The organism is Paenibacillus naphthalenovorans, assembly GCF_900099895.1.
GTDB classification, from domain to species: domain Bacteria; phylum Bacillota; class Bacilli; order Paenibacillales; family NBRC-103111; genus Paenibacillus_G; species Paenibacillus_G naphthalenovorans.
Window position 1 is genome coordinate 347,656 of sequence record NZ_FNDY01000001.1, and the last position, 20,612, is coordinate 368,267.

21 protein-coding genes and 1 pseudogene are annotated in these 20,612 nt (G+C 52.0%); 20 read left to right on the forward strand and 2 right to left on the reverse strand.

The features are described 5' to 3' along the window. The first annotated feature begins 7 nt into the window (after positions 1-7). The 9 genes from mutL (at position 8) to tatA (BLT35_RS01810) (ending at position 9,537) form a co-directional block, all read left to right on the forward strand. Positions 8-1,930 carry a DNA mismatch repair endonuclease MutL gene (mutL, locus tag BLT35_RS01770; RefSeq protein WP_074726866.1) on the forward strand — a complete coding sequence of 641 codons (1,923 nt, stop codon included), beginning with the start codon at positions 8-10 and terminating at the stop codon, positions 1,928-1,930. A gap of 85 nt (positions 1,931-2,015) precedes the next feature. After that, entirely contained in the window at positions 2,016-2,789 is a 774-nt protein-coding gene (locus BLT35_RS01775) for a class I SAM-dependent methyltransferase (protein ID WP_074726867.1), read from the forward strand. Further along, positions 2,783-3,748 carry a tRNA (adenosine(37)-N6)-dimethylallyltransferase MiaA gene (miaA, locus tag BLT35_RS01780; protein ID WP_054818202.1) on the forward strand — a complete coding sequence of 322 codons (966 nt, stop codon included), beginning with the start codon at positions 2,783-2,785 and terminating at the stop codon, positions 3,746-3,748. Before BLT35_RS01775 ends, miaA begins: the two co-directional genes overlap by 7 nt. Positions 3,749-3,770: 22 nt before the next feature. Continuing rightward, positions 3,771-4,010, forward strand: a complete 240-nt coding sequence (gene hfq, locus BLT35_RS01785) for an RNA chaperone Hfq (RefSeq protein WP_054818203.1) — start codon at positions 3,771-3,773, stop codon at positions 4,008-4,010. Between the two features lie 183 nt (positions 4,011-4,193). After that, a complete protein-coding gene (locus BLT35_RS01790) occupies positions 4,194-6,854 on the forward strand; it encodes a PBP1A family penicillin-binding protein (RefSeq protein ID WP_083351144.1) in 2,661 nt (886 codons plus the stop codon). Between the two features lie 129 nt (positions 6,855-6,983). Beyond that, positions 6,984-7,682, forward strand: coding sequence for a peptidylprolyl isomerase (locus BLT35_RS01795; protein ID WP_074726868.1), 699 nt, complete (start codon positions 6,984-6,986; stop codon positions 7,680-7,682). A 142-nt stretch (positions 7,683-7,824) separates the two neighbouring features. Next, the gene (locus tag BLT35_RS01800; protein WP_083351145.1) at positions 7,825-8,550 is read left to right on the forward strand and encodes an alpha/beta hydrolase; all 726 of its coding nucleotides are present in this window, start codon (positions 7,825-7,827) and stop codon (positions 8,548-8,550) included. Between the two features lie 7 nt (positions 8,551-8,557). Next, positions 8,558-9,229 (forward strand): SanA/YdcF family protein, encoded by a 672-nt coding sequence (locus tag BLT35_RS01805; RefSeq protein WP_254777493.1) that lies wholly within the window; start codon positions 8,558-8,560, stop codon positions 9,227-9,229. A gap of 113 nt (positions 9,230-9,342) precedes the next feature. Then, a complete protein-coding gene (gene tatA, locus BLT35_RS01810) occupies positions 9,343-9,537 on the forward strand; it encodes a twin-arginine translocase TatA/TatE family subunit (protein WP_062408745.1) in 195 nt (64 codons plus the stop codon). 73 nt (positions 9,538-9,610) lie between these two features. Here tatA (BLT35_RS01810) and BLT35_RS01815 read toward each other — a convergent pair whose 3' ends face one another. Further along, positions 9,611-10,351, reverse strand: coding sequence for a GNAT family N-acetyltransferase (locus BLT35_RS01815; RefSeq protein ID WP_175471902.1), 741 nt, complete (start codon positions 10,349-10,351; stop codon positions 9,611-9,613). A gap of 234 nt (positions 10,352-10,585) precedes the next feature. On the opposite strand from BLT35_RS01815, the gene BLT35_RS01820 reads away from it, so the two are divergent. The 8 genes and pseudogenes from BLT35_RS01820 (at position 10,586) to BLT35_RS01860 (ending at position 16,342) form a co-directional block, all read left to right on the forward strand. Next, on the forward strand, positions 10,586-12,262 hold the full coding sequence (locus BLT35_RS01820) for a PhoX family protein (RefSeq protein ID WP_074726870.1): 1,677 nt from the start codon (positions 10,586-10,588) through the stop codon (positions 12,260-12,262). 17 nt (positions 12,263-12,279) lie between these two features. Further along, positions 12,280-12,552 carry a twin-arginine translocase TatA/TatE family subunit gene (tatA, locus tag BLT35_RS01825; protein ID WP_062408742.1) on the forward strand — a complete coding sequence of 91 codons (273 nt, stop codon included), beginning with the start codon at positions 12,280-12,282 and terminating at the stop codon, positions 12,550-12,552. A 91-nt stretch (positions 12,553-12,643) separates the two neighbouring features. Further along, a complete protein-coding gene (gene tatC, locus BLT35_RS01830) occupies positions 12,644-13,372 on the forward strand; it encodes a twin-arginine translocase subunit TatC (RefSeq protein WP_054818256.1) in 729 nt (242 codons plus the stop codon). Positions 13,373-13,493: 121 nt separating this feature from the next. After that, positions 13,494-14,150 carry an HAD family hydrolase gene (locus tag BLT35_RS01835; RefSeq protein ID WP_054818257.1) on the forward strand — a complete coding sequence of 219 codons (657 nt, stop codon included), beginning with the start codon at positions 13,494-13,496 and terminating at the stop codon, positions 14,148-14,150. A gap of 40 nt (positions 14,151-14,190) precedes the next feature. Further along, positions 14,191-14,328, forward strand: a complete 138-nt coding sequence (locus BLT35_RS01840; RefSeq protein WP_175471903.1) for a helix-turn-helix domain-containing protein — start codon at positions 14,191-14,193, stop codon at positions 14,326-14,328. Positions 14,329-14,824: 496 nt separating this feature from the next. Beyond that, positions 14,825-15,423 (forward strand): annotated as a pseudogene (locus BLT35_RS01845) (carotenoid oxygenase family protein). Positions 15,424-15,426: 3 nt separating this feature from the next. Continuing rightward, positions 15,427-16,062: a DL-endopeptidase inhibitor IseA family protein gene (locus BLT35_RS01855; protein WP_062408741.1), complete on the forward strand. Its 636-nt coding sequence runs from the start codon at positions 15,427-15,429 to the stop codon at positions 16,060-16,062. A 28-nt stretch (positions 16,063-16,090) separates the two neighbouring features. After that, positions 16,091-16,342, forward strand: a complete 252-nt coding sequence (locus tag BLT35_RS01860) for a hypothetical protein (protein WP_054818213.1) — start codon at positions 16,091-16,093, stop codon at positions 16,340-16,342. 198 nt (positions 16,343-16,540) lie between these two features. Here BLT35_RS01860 and BLT35_RS26715 read toward each other — a convergent pair whose 3' ends face one another. Continuing rightward, on the reverse strand, positions 16,541-16,717 hold the full coding sequence (locus tag BLT35_RS26715) for a hypothetical protein (RefSeq protein ID WP_175471905.1): 177 nt from the start codon (positions 16,715-16,717) through the stop codon (positions 16,541-16,543). 111 nt (positions 16,718-16,828) lie between these two features. Between BLT35_RS26715 and BLT35_RS01865 the strand changes: the two genes are divergently transcribed. The 3 genes from BLT35_RS01865 (at position 16,829) to BLT35_RS01875 (ending at position 20,598) form a co-directional block, all read left to right on the forward strand. Next, positions 16,829-17,836 (forward strand): AAA family ATPase, encoded by a 1,008-nt coding sequence (locus BLT35_RS01865; protein ID WP_437438523.1) that lies wholly within the window; start codon positions 16,829-16,831, stop codon positions 17,834-17,836. A 185-nt stretch (positions 17,837-18,021) separates the two neighbouring features. Continuing rightward, entirely contained in the window at positions 18,022-19,344 is a 1,323-nt protein-coding gene (gene hflX, locus BLT35_RS01870; protein ID WP_074726871.1) for a GTPase HflX, read from the forward strand. Between the two features lie 3 nt (positions 19,345-19,347). Next, the gene (locus BLT35_RS01875) at positions 19,348-20,598 is read left to right on the forward strand and encodes a methionine gamma-lyase family protein (protein WP_074726872.1); all 1,251 of its coding nucleotides are present in this window, start codon (positions 19,348-19,350) and stop codon (positions 20,596-20,598) included. The last annotated feature ends 14 nt before the right edge of the window (positions 20,599-20,612 follow it).

The window sequence follows — 20,612 nt, forward strand, 5'->3', positions numbered from 1 at the left end:
CGGGCATATGGGAAAAATCACCATTTTAGATGAACATATCGCCAACCAGATCGCCGCGGGCGAAGTGGTCGAACGGCCTTCCTCGGTCGTGAAGGAGCTTGTGGAAAATGCCATCGATGCCGGAAGCTCCCGGATCGATGTCACCATTGAAGAAGGCGGTCTGCAGCTCATTCGGGTGACCGACAACGGGTCGGGGATGGATCGCGAGGATTGCGAAACGGCATTTTACCGCCATGCCACAAGCAAAATCGCAAGCTCTCACGATTTGTTCCAAATCCGTACGCTCGGCTTTCGCGGGGAAGCTTTGCCCAGTATTGCGGCGGTATCGAAGGTGGAGCTGCTGACTTCCCCGGATTCAAGCGGTCTCGGGACGCGCCTTGTGCTGGAAGGCGGCAGCGTGCTGGAGCGTTCCGATGCCACGGCACCCCAAGGAACGGATATTACGGTACGGGAGCTGTTTTACAACACCCCGGCCAGGCTGAAATATATGAAGACGATCCAAACGGAGCTCGGGCACGTGACGGATTATATTTACCGTCTGGCGCTAGCGCATCCGAACATTGCCATCACGCTGAAGCATAACGGGCATGTGCTGGCGCAGACGCCCGGGGGAGGGGATCTGCTTCAGACCATTGCGTCGATCTATGGTACCGCTGTGGCCAAGAGTATGCTTCCGGTTTACGGCGAAACGCTGGATTACCGGCTGGAAGGCTTTATCGCGAAGCCGGAGGTTACGCGGGCCAACCGCGGCGGCATGACGACCGTGATCAACGGGCGCTATATCCGCAATTATCCGATGGTACAGGCTCTATTGCAGGGTTATCACACACTGCTGCCGATCGGCCGCTTCCCGGTGGCGGTGTTGCACGTGCAGATGGATCCGACACTGATCGACGTGAACGTCCACCCGGCCAAGCTGGAGGTGCGCTTCAGCAAGGAGCCCGAGCTGATGCAGCTGATCGAGAGCGAAACGCGCGAAACGCTCGGCCGGCAGCGGTTGATCCCCTCGGCCGGACAGCCGGGAGGTGCGGGAAAGCGGCTGCGCGAGCCGCTCGTGCAGGAGCAGCTCGAGCTGTATCGGCCGCAGGCCCCCGCAGCCGCGGAGCGCCTGACGGGCACGGTCGGCCAGGCGCCCCGGGCACCGTGGGCACAGCCGCCTGCAGGCGATGCGCCGCGTCCGGAGCGCCCCGCATTCGCGGCGGAGCCGGCGCCGCGCGGTGAGCCGCCGGCACCTGTGCGGGCGGAGGCCCCGCGCGAGCGGCTGCAGCCGCGCGAAGCGGCCGCCGCTTCCGGCGCGCTGCTGCGCACGCTGGCACCGGAGCCGGAGACCCCGCCGGCGCTGCCGGGTTTCCCGAAGCTTCAGCCCATCGGGCAGCTTCACGGCACTTATATCGTAGCCCAGAACGAGGAAGGCTTGTTCCTGATCGACCAGCACGCGGCGCATGAGAGGATCAATTACGAGCGTTTCTTTGACATGTTCGGCAGGCCTGAAGAGGCAAGCCAGGAGCTGCTCGTTCCCATTACCCTGGAGTTTACGGCAGTAGAGGCCGAAAGACTGGCGGACAAGCTTCCGCAGCTCGAGCAGGCAGGGGTGTATTTGGAGCCGTTCGGAGGAACGTCCTTTCTTGTCCGCGCCTATCCGCATTGGCTGCCGAAAGGCGATGAGCAGGCGATTGTAGAAGAAATGATCGAATGGCTGTTAAGCGAGAAGAAGCAGGTGGATATCGGCAAGCTGCGGGAAAAAGCGGCGATCATGTGCTCCTGCAAAGCATCGATCAAAGCGAATCAAAGCATCGGAACGCTGGAGATCGAAACGCTGCTCGACCGGCTTGCGGCCTGCCGCAATCCGTACACGTGCCCGCACGGAAGGCCGATCGTCGTCAGCTTCTCCACCTATGAGCTGGAAAAAATGTTCAAACGGGTACAATAAAAGCGGGACGCGGAATTTGCGTTCCCGCGCAATTGCATTATAATGGTAGTGAATATTGAAGCATAACCGTAAAGGGTGATCATCGTTGTTCGTTACTACCTCCTATGATCCCTGTCCCGCGCAGCTGGAAGAAGCCCGGCGGCTCGCGCATCTGCTGAACGGCCGCTATATTGAACGCCGGCAGATGTCTTTGTCGCAGTTGAGGCGGCGATACGGGGACGAGGAGATCCTTCTGGTGTCCAAGGAAAGGCTCGAGTATCATCATGTCCGGCGGGCACCCTTGTTTTTTCATCCCAGTACGGCGGTTATTCGCATCAAGCGGCTGCTCAAAGGCGAAAGCGATCCCCTCCTGGAGATCGCAGGCGTCAGACCCGGTGACCGGATTGTCGATTGTACGGCCGGACTCGGCTCCGATGCGCTCGTTTTCTCCTTTGCTGTAGGGGCGGACGGCAAGGTGACGGCGATTGAGAATGCGGGCATTCCTTGTTTTTTACTGCAGCAAGGTCTGAAGACCTATCATTCCGATGTGGCCGGTTTGAATGACGCCATGCGCCGTATTGAGGTGATCCAAATGGACCATTTGGACTATTTGCGCGACCTGCCGGACAGCAGCGTCGATGTCGTTTATTTCGATCCGATGTTCCGCAAGCCGATCACAGAGTCGGCTTCCATAGGGGCGATTCGCGGATTAGCCGACGACCGGCCGCTGTCGGAAGAGAGCGTGCAGGAAGCGATACGGGCTTCCCGCAGGGCCGTCGTCATGAAGGAGCACCGCGACAGCGATCAATTTGCCCGCCTCGGTTTTGCCGAAGTGCACCTCTCCGGGAACAAAATTGCTTATGGAGTGATCAGATGCTGACAGAAACGGACCGGCAGCGGCCAAGGCTCCTTGTGCTGGTCGGCCCTACCGCCGTCGGCAAGACGAAGCTGAGCCTTACGCTGGCTGAACAATACAACGCGGAAATCATTTCCGGAGACTCGATGCAGGTATATCGCGGGATGGACATCGGCACAGCCAAAGCTACTCCCGAAGAACGGGCCAGAATCAGGCATCATATGATCGATATCCGCGATCCGGATGAGCCGTTTTCCGTAGCGGAATTTCAAGAAAGATGCACAGAACTGATCCGTGAGATCCATGGACGCGGCAAGCTGCCTTTTATCGTCGGGGGCACTGGATTGTATATCGAGTCGGTGTGCTATAACTTTCAATTCAGCGATGCCGGCTCGGACGACGCTTTCCGCGAAGAACAGAAGGCTTTTGCCCAAGCGCAAGGCGCGGAAGCTCTTCATGAACGGCTTAAGCAGGTAGACCCGGAAAGCGCGGAGCGTTTGCATCCCAACGATCAGCGGCGGATTATCCGGGCGCTCGAAATTTTTCATGTCTCCGGAGAGCGGTTGTCGGATCAGTTGAAACGTCAAAAAAAACAGTCGCCGTACGAATTGTGTATCGTCGGGTTGACAATGGATAGAGCTTTACTATATAAACGTATTGAAGAGCGAATCGATTCCATGATGCAGCAAGGCTTGGTGGAGGAGGTAAGAGGCTTGCTGGCACAAGGCTGCAGTCCGTCGTCGGTTGCGATGCAGGGGCTTGGCTACAAACAGATTGCAGGTTATCTCTTGGGCCATTATTCGCTTGAGGAAGCGGTTGTGCTGCTTAAGCGGGACACCCGTCATTTTGCCAAGCGGCAGTTGTCATGGTTTCGCCGCATGAAGGATATCGAATGGGTTGATGTGAGTGAATTGGCAGAATTTCCTACACACCTGGAACAGATTCATGCTATAATAGCACAAAAGCTTAAGCTTGACCGTTAATTATTTTGGAGGGGGCCCATGGATGAATAAGACGATCAACATTCAAGACACGTTTTTAAACCAACTACGCAAGGAGAACATTCCAGTCACCGTCTATCTGACCAATGGGTTTCAAATTCGCGGCGTGATTCGCGCATTCGATAATTTTACCATTATCATTGATAGTGAAGGCCGTCAGCAAATGGTATACAAACATGCCATCTCGACCTTTACCCCGCAGCGTGCGGTTTCTTTGATGCAGCAGCCGGAAAGCGGCGAGTAATCACGTTTGACTGCGCCAAGAGCACAAATTTTTGGAAGCAACATTTTGGTCATCCGGTACGTCTATTAGAATACATTTCCCTGAGCAACCCTGATTCCTTGGGTTGTTCTTTCTTTAAGAGGCAGTGCTGCAGGTTCAGATCCTGTAAAACGCAAGAGACAGATAAAGAAAGGGAGTCGGGGCATGACGGAAAGAAACAGCAAGACACCGAGAAAAGCATCCATGGAGAAAAAACCGGCGTCGGGCAAGGTCAAAAAGAAGGCAAAGAAAGTTTCGATAGGAAAAGTGTTTTGGTGGACCTTCGTTGCAGGAGCAGTGGCGGCGATCTGTGCCATGGGAGTGTATATCTTTATTATCGTCAACGGCAACCGGATCTTGACCGAAAATTTGGATAAATTAGAGTTTAGCGAAGCGTCCCACATTTATGATGTGCATGGGCAGGAAGCGGGTTCGTTGAAAGTGGAAAACCGGGAGAATGTAGATTCGTCCGAAATTCCGGACCTGCTGAAAAAAGCTTTTGTTGCCACGGAGGACAAACGGTTCGAGGAACACGCAGGCGTTGACTTTTTGGGCATCGGCCGCGCTTTGGTCAAGGATATCGTCGCTCGCAGCATGGTGGAGGGCGGCAGTACGATCACGCAGCAGTTGGCCAAAAACGTGTTCTTGAGCTCGGACAAAACGTTTTTCCGCAAAGCGACGGAGATGTCTATTGCGGTAGCGCTCGAGCAAAGATATACGAAAGATGAAATTTTAAGCTATTATTTAAATCGTATTTATTTTGGCAAGCGAGCTTACGGTGTGAAAGCGGCGTCCAAAGTATACTTCGGCGTGTCGGATTTAAATCAACTGAAATTATGGCAAATGGCAACGCTCGCCGCTATGCCCAAGGCGCCGAATGCATATAATCCGTTGAACGATCCTGAAAAATCTATGGAGCGCCGGGCGGTTGTGCTTAAACTGATGCAGGAGCAAGGCTATATTACCGAAGCGCAGCGGGCGGAAGCGGCCGCCGTAGAGTATACGCCTCCGAAGGGTGTGGCGGAAAGCAATTACCAAACGTATATCGACTATGTGCTCAAGGAAGCGCAGGATATGTACGGCTTTGAGGAAGATGATTTGCTGCGGGGAGGGTATAAGATTTACACGACCTTAGACCCTGTAGCTCAGAGAATCATGGAACAAACGTATGCGAATAATAAATTTTTCCAAAAAGACGGTCCGCAGCAAAAAATGCAAAGCAGCATGGTCATTCTGAATAATGAGGATGGCGGCATCGTCGCCATGATCGGAGGAAGGGACTATGTGACGCGCGGGTTGAACCGTGCCGTGTCTCAACCTAGACAGCCGGGTTCGGCGTTTAAACCGCTTGTGGTCTTCGCGCCTGCAATTGAAGAAAAAGGGTATACGCCATACTCGCGGCTTAGAGACGAACAGAGATCGTACAACGGGTATTCGCCCAGAAACTACGATGGCGTTTATCGCGGCGAGGTCACCATGCAGGAAGCGATCAGAAGATCGATCAACATGCCTGCCGTCGATCTGTTGAATGAGATCGGGGTCAGGACCGGCAGGGATTTCGTCCGCAAATTGGGAATTGAGCTGACGCCCGAGGATAACAACCTGGCCATTGCGCTGGGGGGATTGCACAAAGGTGTAACCACGCTTCAAATGGCCGGAGCTTACAGCGCATTTGCCAACAATGGGTATATGAACAAACCTCATGCGATTATCAAAATTACGAATGACAAGGGTGAGGTGGCTTCGTTTAAAGAAGAGCGGAAGTCGCCTGTGATGAGCGCCAAAACGGCTTGGTATATGACCCAGATGCTTCGAACGGTGGTTGAACCCGGGGGAACCGGTACGGCGGCAAAATTCGAACGTCCGGTTGCAGGTAAAACCGGCTCGACGCAGCTGGATATCAAAGGGTTGGAACGATACATGCGGGACTTGTGGTTTGTCGGCTATACCCCGGAATGGACAGCTGCGGTCTGGATGGGATTCGACAAGACCGATTCGAAGCATTATGTATCGATGAGCAGCGGCAGCGCCGCGGCGATCTTCAAAGAAGTGATGCAGAAATCGCTGATGAATCGTCCGGTCAGGTCATTTAAGAGGCCGGCCGGCGTGGAGGAGCCTGCTGCGCCTCCAAAAGCAATCGGTGACTTGACGGCGGAATATCAACAGGATAAACGATCGGTCCATCTCCGTTGGAGCGGCGTGGGCTCCGGGGTATCGTATCAATTATTCCGCAAGGACAGCAACATGCAGGATTTCCCGGCAGAACCTCTCATCACCACGACAGCAACGGAAGTAAACGATATTTCCGCCATACAGCCGGATACTTATCAATATGTTGTTGTGCCGCTGAATGGGGAAAACAATACGGCAGGCCCGCGTTCCAACGTAGTATCCGTCACGGTTCCGGAGCAAGGCGACGATTCGAATCCTTTGCATCCGGAGCTGCCGGGTACGGATCCGAATGAAGAGCAAGCGGATCCGAATGATCCTGGAACGGAATACCCAGACACTGGAGAGTCTGGAACAAGGCCGGGAGAGAGACCGGGAACAGGCCTGCCGGGAACCGATCGACCGGGGAACGGGTATGGTCCGGGAGGGCAGACGGGGCCAGGCCGTCAGAATGGCGGCAAACGTACACCGGATAGCGGCCAAAACGGTAGCGGCGCCGGCACCGATGAACCCCGCACAGACTCCGATAATGGTACCGGCGGCACAGGGCCGGCTCCTCCGGCAGACGGCTCCGGCGGACCCGGTATCCAGTTCCCGCCGGCCTCCGAGCCTGGGGCCGTCATACCTGAGGAGCCGATACCAGGATGGGTACGCTGAGCTTCGAACGCTCAAAGGCAGTAATGAGGCACTTCGTTTGGTTTTTTAATTTTGCGTACATCCGTAGTATAATGAACACCGGATACTAACCGCATTTCGACATAACAGCATTGGAGTGAATTGCTAAGGATGAAAGCTTTGCGATTACGAAAAATAGCCATTTGGTTCTGCACTGCGGCGCTCCTGGCCCTGATGATGACGGGCTGCGGTACGAAAACAGCGCCTTCGAATACGGGGAACGCTCCTCAAAGCGGCGGCCAGCCTGCCGGGCAAAATGCATCGGCCCAAGAGCCGGCCGGGAAGAAATCCTGGTCATCTCCTCCAGAGATGAAGATTGATCCGAACAAAACGTATCATGCGAAGGTGACGACTTCCAAAGGCACATTCACGATCGAGCTGTTCGCCAAAGACGCTCCGAAGACGGTTAACAATTTTGTCTTCCTATCGAGAGAAGGCTTCTATAACGACATCACGTTCCACCGGATCATCCAGTCGTTTATGATCCAAACCGGCGACCCGCTCGGCAATGGAACGGGAGGTCCCGGCTATAAGTTCGAGGATGAACTGAATTCGCCTCATCAATATGAGCCGGGCATTGTCGCTATGGCGAACTCGGGCAAAAACACGAACGGCAGCCAGTTTTTCATTTGTACGGGCGAGGACAGCAAAGGCCTGCCCAAGAAATATACCATTTTCGGCAAAGTCGTGGAGGGCATGGATGTTGTGCTGAACATCGCCGCTACACCGGTGAAGCAAGGGAATGAGCCGACGCCGAGCGTACCGACGGAGAAAGTCACGATCCAATCGATAGAGATAACTGAAAAATAGAAAGCAGCGTGGTTCGCCACGCTGCTTTTTTGACATCAAACCCGGGGAGAAAGAGTCGTATGTATCCGGCTGTGGTTAAATATTTTTATGGAGAACGGAACGAAACGACAACTTCCATCGTCATTAAAGGGGAGAAGTACTTATGACGCTTCATATTAGCGGCTGCCCTGAACCGGATGCTTCGGCATCCGCTCCCGGCACGCCGTCATTAGATGGCCGCTGCTGTTTGCTGCTGCACGGATTTACCGGCGGACCTTACGAGGTCATGCCCCTGGCCGAGCATTTGCGCGAGCAAGGCTTTCATTGTCATGTGCCTACGCTGCCTGGTCATGATCAAGGCTTGAAGGGACTCGGTGACGTCACATGGCGGGATTGGCTGAGAGCGGCTGCGCGGGAGGCCGATCGGCTTGCGCGGCAGTTTGGGGAGATTGAGGTAGTAGGCTTTTCCATGGGCGGACTCCTCTCCGCTTATCTGGCCAACCGCTTCCCAGTACGCAGGCTGGTGCTGCTTAATGCCGCGGCGATTTACTTCAGCCCGTACTTGTTTATTCGCGATTTGGCCGGCCGCCTCCGCTGCAGGGACTTGGAGCCATTGTACCGTATTAAACATACGCCTCTTCCTGCAGCCCTTCAATTTACGAAGCTGGCTCGTTATACGAAGCTGCGTGAGCTGCCGCGGATTACGGTACCGACGCTGATTGCTCAAGGAAAACGGGATCCAATTGTACACCCCCGAAGCGCGGAGTATATTTACCGCAAGCTGAAGGGGGAAAGGGAATTGATTTACTTTCCTCATTCCCGTCATCTGATTTGCATGGAGCCGGAAGCGCCGCAATTATTTGCAGCGGTGGAGCGTTTTTTGAAATGATTGGGGTATGGGAGTGTTCGGTTTGAAAGTGAAGGTAAGAAGAGGAAATTCTGCGCCCCGGTTGGCGAAAGCTTTAAGGTTTCCGGTCAAAGTGATGCTGATGGTTACGGCCATCGCTCTCCTGTGGGTGCTATTCATTCAATGGAAGATGGCCAGCTTGCCGGAAGGCAAGCTCCCGCCCAAAGAGGTAGGGATCGTGCTAGGCGCCGCACTGTGGCAAACGGAACCGAGTCCGGCATTACAGGAGCGCTTGAACCGTGCGGTTCAATTGTATGAATCGGGTACCATTAAACATATTATTGTATCCGGCGGATACGATCATGCGAACGCCGAGCTTACGGAAGCGGAAGGCATGCGCAATTATCTGGTGGATAAGGGGGTCCGCCAGAGCGACATCTACCTGGAAAATGAAGCAACGAACACTTACGAAAATATGCTGTTCAGCCAAAAAATCATGCGCAGTAACGGCTGGACCTCGTCCGTCATTATAACTCACCGTTATCACGCCGTAAGGGCGCTCGATATCGCCCGGTTTCTGGGATATGAAGACCCCGCGGTCTCGCCAATGGATTCCAGGGTGCTCATGATGGCCTGGCATAAAGGCAGGGAGACATTAGCCTTAACCAAATGGCAGTGGGACAAGGTCAGGATGGTATTCGGACAGCAGACGGAAATCTGAATAGCGGAATAGAATGGCAGGTTGGCGAGGCACAATGCGGGAACGGTTTCTTTTCCATAAACAAGCTGATATAATAAAGCTACACCTGTTTGAACGTAAAGGAGAGGAATGACTTGCCTGGTAATATCGGTATCGGCGGTCTCGTATTGATCGTGATCGTAGTATTGCTGCTGTTCGGACCGTCCAAGCTTCCCGAGCTGGGGAGAGCCTTCGGCAGAACGCTGAGCGAATTTAAGGAATCCACTCGCGGCCTCGTATCCGGGGATAAAGAAGATAACAGCAAGCCTCAGGATGAGAAAAAATCATAAGTGTATTTACTGAAACTCCCTGCTGCGTATGCTGCTGAAAGCTTACGGAACAGGGAGTTTTTTATGCATAAAGTTATGATGAAGTCTGTGTACGATAATGAAACCCGTAGAGTCTTTTGTAGCCTGTACTGCTATACAGCCGAATCGCGGGGGCATTGTCGTTCATGACCTGCAAGTACAATCGGGAGGCTCCATGGTCGCGGCTCCACTGGGCCAATTCGTGCAGAAGCAGCTTTCCCAGTCCGCGGCCGCGTTCCTGAGGATGAATCACAACATTGACGAAACCTGCCCAACCATCCTCGGCAACGGCCATACCTGCCCCAACGCACCGCTCTCCGTCAATCAGGCTCACAAACCCTTTGTCGGGCTTCACCCGATGGAATAAGCCGTCATAAAAACCGGCAGCCTCGGATTTAAACCCTTCCATATGTATAAAATGCTCCACCCACGCCGGGTCATGCCGATGCTGGACGACCGTTTTGATTTTGGTGTTACGGGATGCTTCGGTCCTTTCGCAAACCTCGTCCGTATCGGCGATCATTACGGAGCATGGGGTTTCCTTTGCATATCCTTGCCGCTCCAGCCAAGCGTCCAAGCCCGCGGGCGATGCGTCGCTGATATGATATCGCAAGGGAAGAAGGTGCTTCCGGTAGAATGCCTCGGCCATCTTGGGCCTGGCGTCATCCAGCTGCCAAGGCCCTGTGCCGTCGGATGTCCAGATGCTGTTCGCCCGTCTGGTGATCCCGCCGGAGGCCCGAAAAAACCAACCGTTGTGGTATTCTTCCGTCTCCGCGGGCCATGTCCTCAGGGCCAATGACTCGATATATGAAAAAAAGGCCGTGCTCAATGTCTCGTTCGACTCCTCGTTTATAGGTTATATCCGACAATTCATGAATAAATATACGATAAAATAGATGAATATACAATGCATTTTCATACGCTCATTTACAAAAAATCCATACCGCCTTAATCTTCCTTTTACGTTTGACCCGTATGATAGCTTTGAAAACAATCATTACCAATACGGAGAAACGGACGGTGTAATGGTATGGAGATGAACAGAAGAAAGTTTCTTGCTTATTTGGGTACAGGTACGGCTGCGCTGGCCGCCGCATCTGCCGGACTAGGGTCCCTGACCGGCGGCGATAAAGCCTATGCCGCCAGGACGGCTGACCACTTGTTTGGTTACAAAAGCAACAAAGTGTCCGGTTTTTTTGAGCCGATTGCGCACAGTAAGGTAGACGATGTGATTCTTCCAAAAGGATTTAAATACGATGTGGTGGCTGCGTACGGAGACGTCATTAACGAAGCAGGAGATACGTTTGGTTTTAACAATGATTTTACCGTCTATTTTCCGATCGACGGCTCCAATACGCACGGCTTGCTGTGGGTAAACCATGAATACTCCAGCGATGTGTTCGTCCATGGCCAGCCGGGCGCCGACGGGAATTATACGGCGGAGCAGATCAAGAAAATGCTGTATGTTCAGGGCGGGTCGGTCATCGAAGTGCGCCGCGACGAAAAAGGGGTCTGGAAGCTCGACACCCAATCGAAATACGCACGCCGCGTGACCGGTTTGACGCCAACGAAATTAGTGGGTCCTGCTGCAGGAACGAAGGCGGTGAATGGGGCGGTGAATGTTCAGGGAACATTCGCGAACTGTTCCGGCGGCATGACGCTGTGGAACACGCTGCTGACCTGTGAGGAAAACTTTGAAGAGACGTCCGGACAAGCGGGGCTGGATGCTACGCACTACGGGTGGGTTGTGGAAGTCGATCCGTTTGATCCGACATTTGAAATCCGCAAGCACACCGCGCTCGGCCGCTTTAACCATGAGAATACGGCGATGGGCCTTAGCAAAGACGGCCGTGTCGTTGTATACATGGGAGACGACAAGAAGGATGCCTGTGTGTACAAATTCGTTTCCAAGAACAATTATGTACCCGAAATGGGTCGCGCCAATACGGCTCTGCTGACGGAAGGAACGCTCTACGCTGCGGATTTGAAGAAAGGCAAGTGGATTGCTCTTACTATCGAAGCCGTCCAGAAAGCATTGAAGGATGAAAAATTCAAGGTGCCTAGCCTGATTAAAGCGACAAAAGAAGAGCTCGCGGCCAAATTCCAGACGCAGGCGGATGTTTGTGTGAATACGCACGAAGCGGCCTTGATTCTTGGCGCAACGCCGACGGATCGTCCTGAGGACATCGAAATTTGTCTTTTTGACAATACCTTCTTCGTAGCTCACACCAACAATGACAATCACGGGAACATTCACGGGCACATCACCCGCTTCTTTGAGAAAGACAGTGACCTTGGCGCGATGGAATTTGACTTTGAGATTTTTGCCGCAGGCGGACGCCAAAGCGGCTTCAGCGCGCCGGACAACCTTACCTTCGACAGCAACGGCAATCTGTGGACAGTAACCGATATATCTTCAGGCAGCTTGAACAAGGGAGTATTCACTTCGTTTGCCAACAACGGCATGTTTGTGATCCCGACAACGGGTCCGAATATGGGAGTTGCGATGCAGTTTGCTTCCGCTCCGGTCGAAGCCGAGATGACAGGCCCCTGGTTTACACCCGATGAAAGCACCTTGTTCCTCGCCGTGCAGCATCCGGGTGAAAACACGACAGATCCAAGCAAACCGACCAGCACTTGGCCGCGCCGTCCGGGAGATACGATGCCTCGTCCGGCCGTGATCGCGATTACCGGTTTTCAATTTTAATAAGGAGCTGACTTTACATGCCGTTTGGTAATATCGGGATTCCCGGATTGATCTTAATCTTAATCATTGCCTTAATCATTTTCGGACCGTCCAAGCTTCCCGAGCTCGGAAGAGCTTTTGGCCGTACCTTGAGTGAATTTAAAAGCGCCACGAAGGGATTGATCGGTGGAGACGAAGAGAAGACCGATAACGACAAGACACAGGAGAAACCCGCCTCCGCTGCCGTTGCCAACGCTTCGCCGGCTGAAACCAAGCCTCACTTGATTGCTGTCGAGAAAACACAGTCTTAATGCAAGCCAATATGCGCGCTTCCGGTGGACAAGCGAACCCCCTCCGCTTGTTTCATACCGGAAGCGATCTTTTGATTACGGAGGAAATCTCATGGCACAACAAGATCAGGAATTGCAAGTAATCACTCATTTGGAAGAAATGAGAAGGCGTTTGATCGTGACTTTGTGCTCCTTCCTGGTTGCGCTTGCCGCCGCCTTTTTATATGCCAAACCGATATATGCCTGGCTGGTTCGCGACATGGAAGGCAGGCTTACCGTACTGGGTCCGACCGATTTGCTGTGGGTGTATCTGATGATCTCCGGCGTGTTTGCGATTGCGGTGACCATACCTGTTGCAGGCATCCAGACATGGGGCTTTGTCAAACCGGCGTTAAAGCCCGATGAGAGAAGGGCGGCGCTCGCTTTCATTCCCGCTCTTGCCGTTCTGTTTGCTGCAGGGATCTCTTTCGGTTATTTTGTTTTATTTCCGATGGTGCTCTCCTTTATGAAGGAAATGGCCCAGGATCAAGTACTGATGATGTATACGGCGGACAAATATTTCCGTTTTATGCTGAACCTTACTTTACCGTTTGGGCTGCTGTTTGAAATGCCGGCGATTGTGATGTTTTTGACGAAAATCGGGCTGATTAATCCTGTTAAGCTGGCGAAAGCGAGAAAAGTTGCCTATTTTGTTTTGGTTGTCGTTTCCATTACGGTCACGCCGCCGGATTTCATATCCGATATTCTGGTAATTATCCCGCTGCTGCTGCTTTATGAATTCAGCATTTCGTTATCCAAATGGGTGTATAAGAAGAAGCTGACGCTGGCGGCGGAGTCCTGATGGCTGCGTGCTGCGCTTGCCCCGGAAGGCAGGCGCTTTTTTGTTAGAAGAAAAAATATGCTATCCAAGGAACTCCGGACATAGTACGATAGTTTACAAGGAATGAAGGGAGATGACGAACGTGATCCAAGCGGTGGTGTTTGATTTCGACGGGCTGATTGTGGATACGGAGACGCCGGAGTTTGAATCGTTTCAAGAGATGTACCGGCAGCACGGCTGTGAACTGACTCTTGACATTTGGGGGCAATGCATCGGAACCGGACCGGAAGCCTTTAATCCTTATGATGATTTAGAAGCGCGAATAGGCCGGGCATGGGATAGGGAGGCAGCACGTCAAAGGCACAAGATGACCTATGAGGAGAAAATGCGGCATGCGGACGTACGTCCGGGCGTTCGCGCCTATTTGCAGGAAGCGAAAGAACTGGGTCTGCGCGTCGGCCTGGCCTCAAGCTCATCGCGAGCATGGGTTACCGGTTATTTGGAGCGTTTCGGTCTCCTTCCGTGGTTTGATTGCATTCGTACGTCCGATGATGTGACCAAGGTCAAACCGGACCCTGAGCTGTACAGGAAGACGTTGGAGGGGCTTGGCGTACGTCCTGAGGCGGCCGTAGCGTTCGAGGATTCGCCTAACGGAGCGCTTGCGGCCAAGCGTGCTGGCATGTGGTGCGTGATTGTACCGAACAGCGTTACCGCCAAACTTCAGTTCGGGGAGTATGATCAGCGTTTGAGTTCCATGGAAGAACTTCCCCTGCGTGAACTAATCGTTAGCCTGGCGTAATGCAAATCCGATGAAGAGGGCTCTTCAAAAAAGTGAAAAAATGGATCAAAATACATTTCAATTTATTTTATCGACGACCGAGCAGCTGATTAAAGAAAAGGGATGTCAACAAACGACTCTGCAGGACATTATGGAAAGAACCGGCTTGTCTAAAGGAGCAATATACCATTATGTGTAAAGCAAGGATGAGCTGTTCGGGAAAATTCTATTAGGCTATATGGAGGAATTAAATCATAGCTTCCATGAAGGTTAATCAATCAAAGGACAAGGATGTCCGGAAGCCTGTTCAAGCTCTTGTATCCTCGTTTGCTGAGAGAGAAGTAAGTAATCTCATTTTTATTTATTTATTTATTAAGCCAAAGACATAATATGAAAACGGTAGCGATTTTGGAAGAAGTACATCAAAATTCTTTGTTGTTGTCTGAGCATGGATCAAGGTTGGGCAAGAGCACGGCGCCATACCGGCTGATGTAGATGCCAAATCCTTTGCTTCCATGTTTGTCACCTTGTCCTATGGATTACGCATAAACCAGCTGCTGGACAAAAATCCGGATCGTCAGGCTGCGAAGCTGCAGGATATGTTCCGTTTCATGGTTGGTACGCTTAAAAAAAGCGAGCAATAGGAGGAAGTTATGCAAACATTTCACATGGGCCTAACAACATTGGAGCAAGAAATGGTGGAAGGCGATGCGGGTTTTGGTTACCACGAGATTAATGCATATGAGAAGGGTTCCGATATTATTGTGGATGTTTGTATGTCGGAAAACGCCGCTGCAGTGAACAATTTGTTTATTGATCAAATGATGGGAGAGAAATCGGCGCAGTCCCATCCCAAGTTCAAACGATTCACTCTGCTTCCTGGTACATCTAATGCGCGGATTGAGATATTGTCTCCCGAAACGATAGAGCTTCCGGCTATTCCTTATCAACGCTTTAACGGACGGGAATATCGTTATGCCTATGGAATCAGCACAAGTCAGCTTCGTCCGGAAAACGTAAGCAACCAATTGATCAAAATCGATACGCATACAGGTGAATCCTGGATTTGGCATAAAGAAGGCAGTTATCCGGGTGAACCGGGATTTGTTCCTTCTCCCGGAGCAACAGCGGAGGATGACGGCCTCTTGCTTCCGTAGTTTTGGACGGCTTGAAAGGAAGGTCCTATTTGTTAGTATGTAATGCCCGCAACTTGGAGGAGGTAGGACGGGCTGAGGTTCCTCATCACATTCCTTTTGGTTTACACGGCTTGTATACGAATGAGAGAGGGTTGTAATAGATGGATCGGAAAAGGGTGATACGAGGGATATTCATTTCTTTATTCATCAATGTCGGGTTGCCGGTATGGGTCTTCAAAGTCCTGGAGAATCATATGTCGGAAGTAGCGGCTCTGTCCATCGCTACATTAATTCCACTGATCGATACCCTGGTTCATCTGCTTAAACACAAGAAGAAGCTGGATGTCTTCGCTGCTTTCATGGCCACCGGGTTTATTCTAAGTATTGCAGCTGTTCTGCTGGGCGGCGACGGACAACACATCAGCGAGTCCTTTTCCGTTCCGGGGAAAGAACATCCTTACCGTTGGATGGGCAGCGATTTAGATACGAAGGACAAATTCATCTCCTATATCGAAGAGATCTATACGCCTGAACAGGCGGAGGCTTATTGGAAAAAGCAGACGGAGAACGGCTCTATTGTGGAAATTGAAGGGAAATTGGCCCAACCTGAGGCTGACGGCGGAAGTATGACGGGCTGGGCAGATGCCAAGGCGACATTAATCCAAGACGGCAAAGGAACGAGATCCTTCCGTTTCCAAGTACCGCTCTTTGATGAATTTGAAGAAAAAACAATTAAATTGCGCTATGTCGAAGGCAAAGGATGGCGTATCGATGAGCCGGTGGATACGATCCGGTGAAGCGCTAAAAAAATCAGGATGGGGCCTCTTGGGTGATCCATACCGCACCGGAAGAGGTCACTGTAAGAAACGCGGATCTTGCGGGCGAATTGACTTTGACCAAAGCCAAGGGTACTGTCACGTCATCAATGATCAATTGAATACTCACGATATTCAGGTGGTCAGTGCTGAAAAGGATGGGAGCTTGGTGATCGGAACGTATAACCGGTTTTCTCGGGATCAAGAAAATGGGGCTCACGGTATATACCGCATTGAAACGGACGGCAAAGTCGAGAAATAGAGCGACCTGAACGGCAGGCTTTACTCTGATCTGAACGGAAACATTTATGTGCTGGACCGTAAACTGAATCAGATCCGAATATGACAAAAGGCTGCAGCCAAACTTGGTATATTATAAACTGTTCTCCATCATCATCTCAAAGTGAGGTTGATGCCTTACGAAAAAAAGGGCGGTCCCTAGGGGCCGCCTCATTGATTATCAGCTCGCGTTTATAAATAAGCTTTCTGGTTCGTTATTGATGCTTTCCTTATTCCATTCCTTGAACATTCCCAAACTGATACCCCGCTGTTCAACAATGTCTTCAATCTCCAGCTCTTTTCGGTCCATCGTGATCGTCCCCGCCCATAAGTTCGTCAGTTCAATTTTATTATACAAAAGTCACGTGAGTAAACAGAAGGATGTGTCGATTATTGTCTCATCCCCTATTCAAAAATAGGAAGCCTTAGTACAAGCGCCAAAAGTTTAAAACATGATCACAGCGGCTTGATGCATAAAATGAGTGAAGAGGTGAGAGCGATGGAGGAGGACACGCGTAAAATAACCAAAAGGGACCGTCAAATTAATGTTGTCTTCAACAACCAGGAACCGCCTGCAGCGCAGATGATCGAAATTAACGGGAAAACCATACCTGCGCATCTCGAAACATTTTCGGACATTTTTAAAGAGCTTGACGGCATGATTGGTCTTGAAGATGTTAAGGAACTGATTTTCCAAATATATGCGGTGCTTCAAATCAAGCAATTTCGAACGGAAGCCGGCCTGCATGCGGGGTCTCATGTGTACCACATGATTTTCAAAGGAAACCCGGGGACAGGCAAAACGACAGTGGCCCGAATCGTTGCCAAGCTGTTTAAATCGATGGGCGTCTTGTCCAAAGGGCATCTGATCGAGGTGGAGCGTGCAGACCTTGTTGGAGAGTACATAGGCCATACGGCGCTAAAAACCCGTGAAATGGTCAAAAAGGCGCTGGGCGGGATTCTGTTTATTGATGAGGCCTACAGCCTGGCGCGGGGCGGAGAGAAGGATTTTGGCAAGGAAAGCATTGACTGCCTCGTCAAGGCCATGGAGGATCACAAGAACGACTTTATCCTGATCCTGGCCGGGTACCCTGATGAGATCGATCATTTCCTGCAAACGAACCCCGGGCTGCCATCACGATTTCCCATTCAAGTTGATTTTCCTGATTATCAAGTGGATCAGCTGATCAAGATATCGGAGAAAATGGCTTCCGAACGCGAATATGTGTTAATGCCCGAGACGATAAAAAAAATAAAAGAGCATCTTTATATTCAAAAGCTGACAGAGCTGCATTTCAGCAACGCGAGATATGTCAGAAATCTGATTGAGAAAGCCATACGGTATCAGGCGGTCCGGTTGTTAAGCAAAGCCCAGAAGCCGAACAAACAGGATTTAATGAATTTGCTCCCGCAGGATTTTAATCTCTATGAAGATCAGCTGACGAATCCGTTTAGAAAAAAACAAATCGGCTTATAAAAATACGGTTAGGAGTCATCAAGAGGGTTTGTAACGCTTTCAGTCCGGAAAGAATCATTATAAATTCATCATTGAATTGTAATTCGGCGATGGGACGTTTACAATGAACGTGAACGTTCCTTATTCCTGTTTCTTGCTTCAGTACGAAGCAGTGGAGATTATAAAAAGGAGAAAAACAAACATATATGAAAAAAACATCTTACGAAGTGATGCCGAACGCACAGGAAAAGGCCATCCTGGTCAGTCTCGTCACCGCTGAGCAAAAAATGCGGGAAGCCTATGATCCGGAATTTTCGCTTTCCGAGCTCGCCAGTCTGGCGGAGACGGCAAAGGTACAAGTGCTCGGCTCGCTTACGCAAAATAAGGAATATGCCGATTCCAAATGGTTTATCGGCAGGGGCAAGGCCGAGGAGCTCAAAGCCATGATCGAGGAAACCGGGGCGAATACCGCCATTTTCGATCAGGAGCTCTCGGGAGCTCAGGTGCGGAATCTGGAGCAATTTCTGGATGTCAAAATCATCGACCGGACACAGCTCATATTGGATATTTTCGCGCAGCGCGCAAAAACGCGGGAGGGGATTATTCAGGTGGAGCTGGCCCAGCTGACCTATCTGCTGCCGCGGCTGTACGGTCAGGGCAAAAATCTGTCCCGGCTCGGTGGAGGTATCGGAACGCGCGGTCCCGGGGAAACGAAGCTCGAGACAGACCGCCGTCATATCCGCAACCGGATCAGCGAGCTGAAGCGGCAGCTGCAGGAGGTTGTCCGGCATCGGAGTCTGCACCGGGAAAGACGCAAGAAGTCCGGTGTGTATCAAGCCGCGCTGGTAGGCTATACGAACGCGGGTAAATCGACATTATTGAGGCAGCTGACCCATGCGGATGTATATGTCGAGAACCAGCTGTTTGCCACGCTTGATCCGACGTCGCGTTCGCTGAAGCTGCCAAACGGATTGGAGATCGTGGTTACGGATACGGTAGGCTTCATTCAGAACCTGCCGCATGATTTGGTCGCTGCTTTTCGGGCCACATTGGAAGAAGTCTGCGAAGCCGATTTGATTTTGCATATTGTGGACAGCTCTTCCAAGATGATGGCAGCCCAGATGCAGGTGGTCGACCAAGTGCTTGAAGAACTGGGCGCCCACGGGAAAGATCGGATAACGGTATTCAACAAAATCGATCTTTGCCCGCCGGAGCAGGCCGATATGCTGACGACGGAAGGGGAATTCCTGAAAATATCCGCTTTTCGGGAGGAAGATTTACTTCGGCTCAAAGAGCGGATTGAAGCCCGTATGACGGGCGGCAGCCGTTCCTTCCGGATTCCGGCGGACAAAGGGGATATGATCTCGCTGGTCTACCGCATTGGCGAGGTGCTTGAGAATGAGGTTGACGGCAGCGATATGCTGTTTAAGGTAAGAGTAAATCACAAGGCATTCGATAAAATCGGTTATATGCTGGCTGCCTACGATGCAGTCCGGCCTGCTGAGGGAGAACAAGGGAGAGACGTCTAGGGTATGTTTACGGATCGAGTGCTCCGTTTGATGGAGCAAGCTGAGCAAAAAATCGAGGAGAAGCTGAAAGATATTGACCGTGTGGTCGACCGGAATCAATGGAAGGTCATTCGCGCTTTTCAAAAGCACAAAGTGAGCGATTATCATTTTGCCGCTTCTACGGGCTATGGGTATAACGACCGCGGCCGTGAAGTGCTGGATCTCGTATATGCCGATGTGTTCGGGGCGGAAGCGGCCCTGGTCCGTCCCCATTTCGTATCGGGAACCCATACGATCGGCACGGCGTTGTTCGGCGTGCTCCGGCCGGGTGACGAGCTGCTCATGATCACCGGAAGACCTTATGATACGCTGCATAAGGTCATTGGGAAACCGGGTGACGGAAACGGATCTTTGCAGGATTGGGGAATTTCGTATGGCGAGGTGGGATTGCTCGAGGACGGATCGCCCGATTATGCCGAAATTGCCCGCCGGATCGGCCCGAGCACCAAGGTCATCGGAATCCAGCGGTCGCGCGGCTATGCCTGGCGGCCGTCTTTCACCGTTTCCCGGATTGCCGAGATGGTTCGTTTTGTCAAGGAAATCCGTCCCGATATCATCGTCTTTGTCGATAACTGCTACGGTGAGTTCACAGAGCTGACCGAGCCGACCGAGGTCGGTGCCGATCTGATGGCGGGCTCGCTGATTAAAAATCCGGGAGGAGCCTTGGCGGAGACCGGGGGATATATCGCGGGCAAAGCCAAGTATGTAGAGCTGGCTTCGTATCGATTAACGGCTCCGGGGATCGGCGGGGAAGTCGGGGCTATGCTCGGTACGACAAGATCCATCTATCAAGGCTTGTTTCTGGCTCCTCATCTGGTTGGACAAGCCGTGAAAGGCTCGGTGTTCGCCGCCGCGGTGTTCGAGCTGCTCGGATTTACGACAAGCCCGCATTGGAGCGACCCTCGCACCGATCTTATCCAAGCGATTCAATTCACGGGCGCCGAGCATTTAATCGCTTTTGTACAAGGGATTCAGCAAGCCGCCGCGGTTGACGCTCACGTCGTGCCGGAACCATGGGACATGCCCGGCTACGAGCATCCCGTCATTATGGCTGCAGGTACCTTTATCCAGGGCGGAAGCCTGGAGCTGTCTGCCGACGCTCCGATCAGGGAGCCCTATATCGCTTATATGCAGGGAGGATTAACCTACTCCCATTGCAAGATGGGTGTGCTGACGGCCATTCAAAACATGATCGACCGGGGACTGCTCGCTTAATTCCCGCAGCTCGG

Bases quoted from the DNA above. Each gene is read 5' to 3' on its own strand.
- mutL (WP_074726866.1), top strand. From the start codon at position 8: ATGGGAAAAATCACCATTTTAGATGAACATATCGCCAACCAGATCGCC.
- miaA (WP_054818202.1), top strand. From the start codon at position 2,783: ATGCTGACAGAAACGGACCGGCAGCGGCCAAGGCTCCTTGTGCTGGTC.
- hfq (WP_054818203.1), top strand. From the start codon at position 3,771: ATGAATAAGACGATCAACATTCAAGACACGTTTTTAAACCAACTACGC.
- BLT35_RS01790 (WP_083351144.1), top strand. From the start codon at position 4,194: ATGACGGAAAGAAACAGCAAGACACCGAGAAAAGCATCCATGGAGAAA.
- BLT35_RS01795 (WP_074726868.1), top strand. From the start codon at position 6,984: ATGAAAGCTTTGCGATTACGAAAAATAGCCATTTGGTTCTGCACTGCG.
- BLT35_RS01800 (WP_083351145.1), top strand. From the start codon at position 7,825: ATGACGCTTCATATTAGCGGCTGCCCTGAACCGGATGCTTCGGCATCC.
- BLT35_RS01805 (WP_254777493.1), top strand. From the start codon at position 8,558: ATGGGAGTGTTCGGTTTGAAAGTGAAGGTAAGAAGAGGAAATTCTGCG.
- BLT35_RS01820 (WP_074726870.1), top strand. From the start codon at position 10,586: ATGGAGATGAACAGAAGAAAGTTTCTTGCTTATTTGGGTACAGGTACG.
- tatA (WP_062408742.1), top strand. From the start codon at position 12,280: ATGCCGTTTGGTAATATCGGGATTCCCGGATTGATCTTAATCTTAATC.
- tatC (WP_054818256.1), top strand. From the start codon at position 12,644: ATGGCACAACAAGATCAGGAATTGCAAGTAATCACTCATTTGGAAGAA.
- BLT35_RS01840 (WP_175471903.1), top strand. From the start codon at position 14,191: ATGGATCAAAATACATTTCAATTTATTTTATCGACGACCGAGCAGCTG.
- BLT35_RS01855 (WP_062408741.1), top strand. From the start codon at position 15,427: ATGGATCGGAAAAGGGTGATACGAGGGATATTCATTTCTTTATTCATC.
- BLT35_RS01865 (WP_437438523.1), top strand. From the start codon at position 16,829: ATGCATAAAATGAGTGAAGAGGTGAGAGCGATGGAGGAGGACACGCGT.
- hflX (WP_074726871.1), top strand. From the start codon at position 18,022: ATGAAAAAAACATCTTACGAAGTGATGCCGAACGCACAGGAAAAGGCC.
- BLT35_RS01875 (WP_074726872.1), top strand. From the start codon at position 19,348: ATGTTTACGGATCGAGTGCTCCGTTTGATGGAGCAAGCTGAGCAAAAA.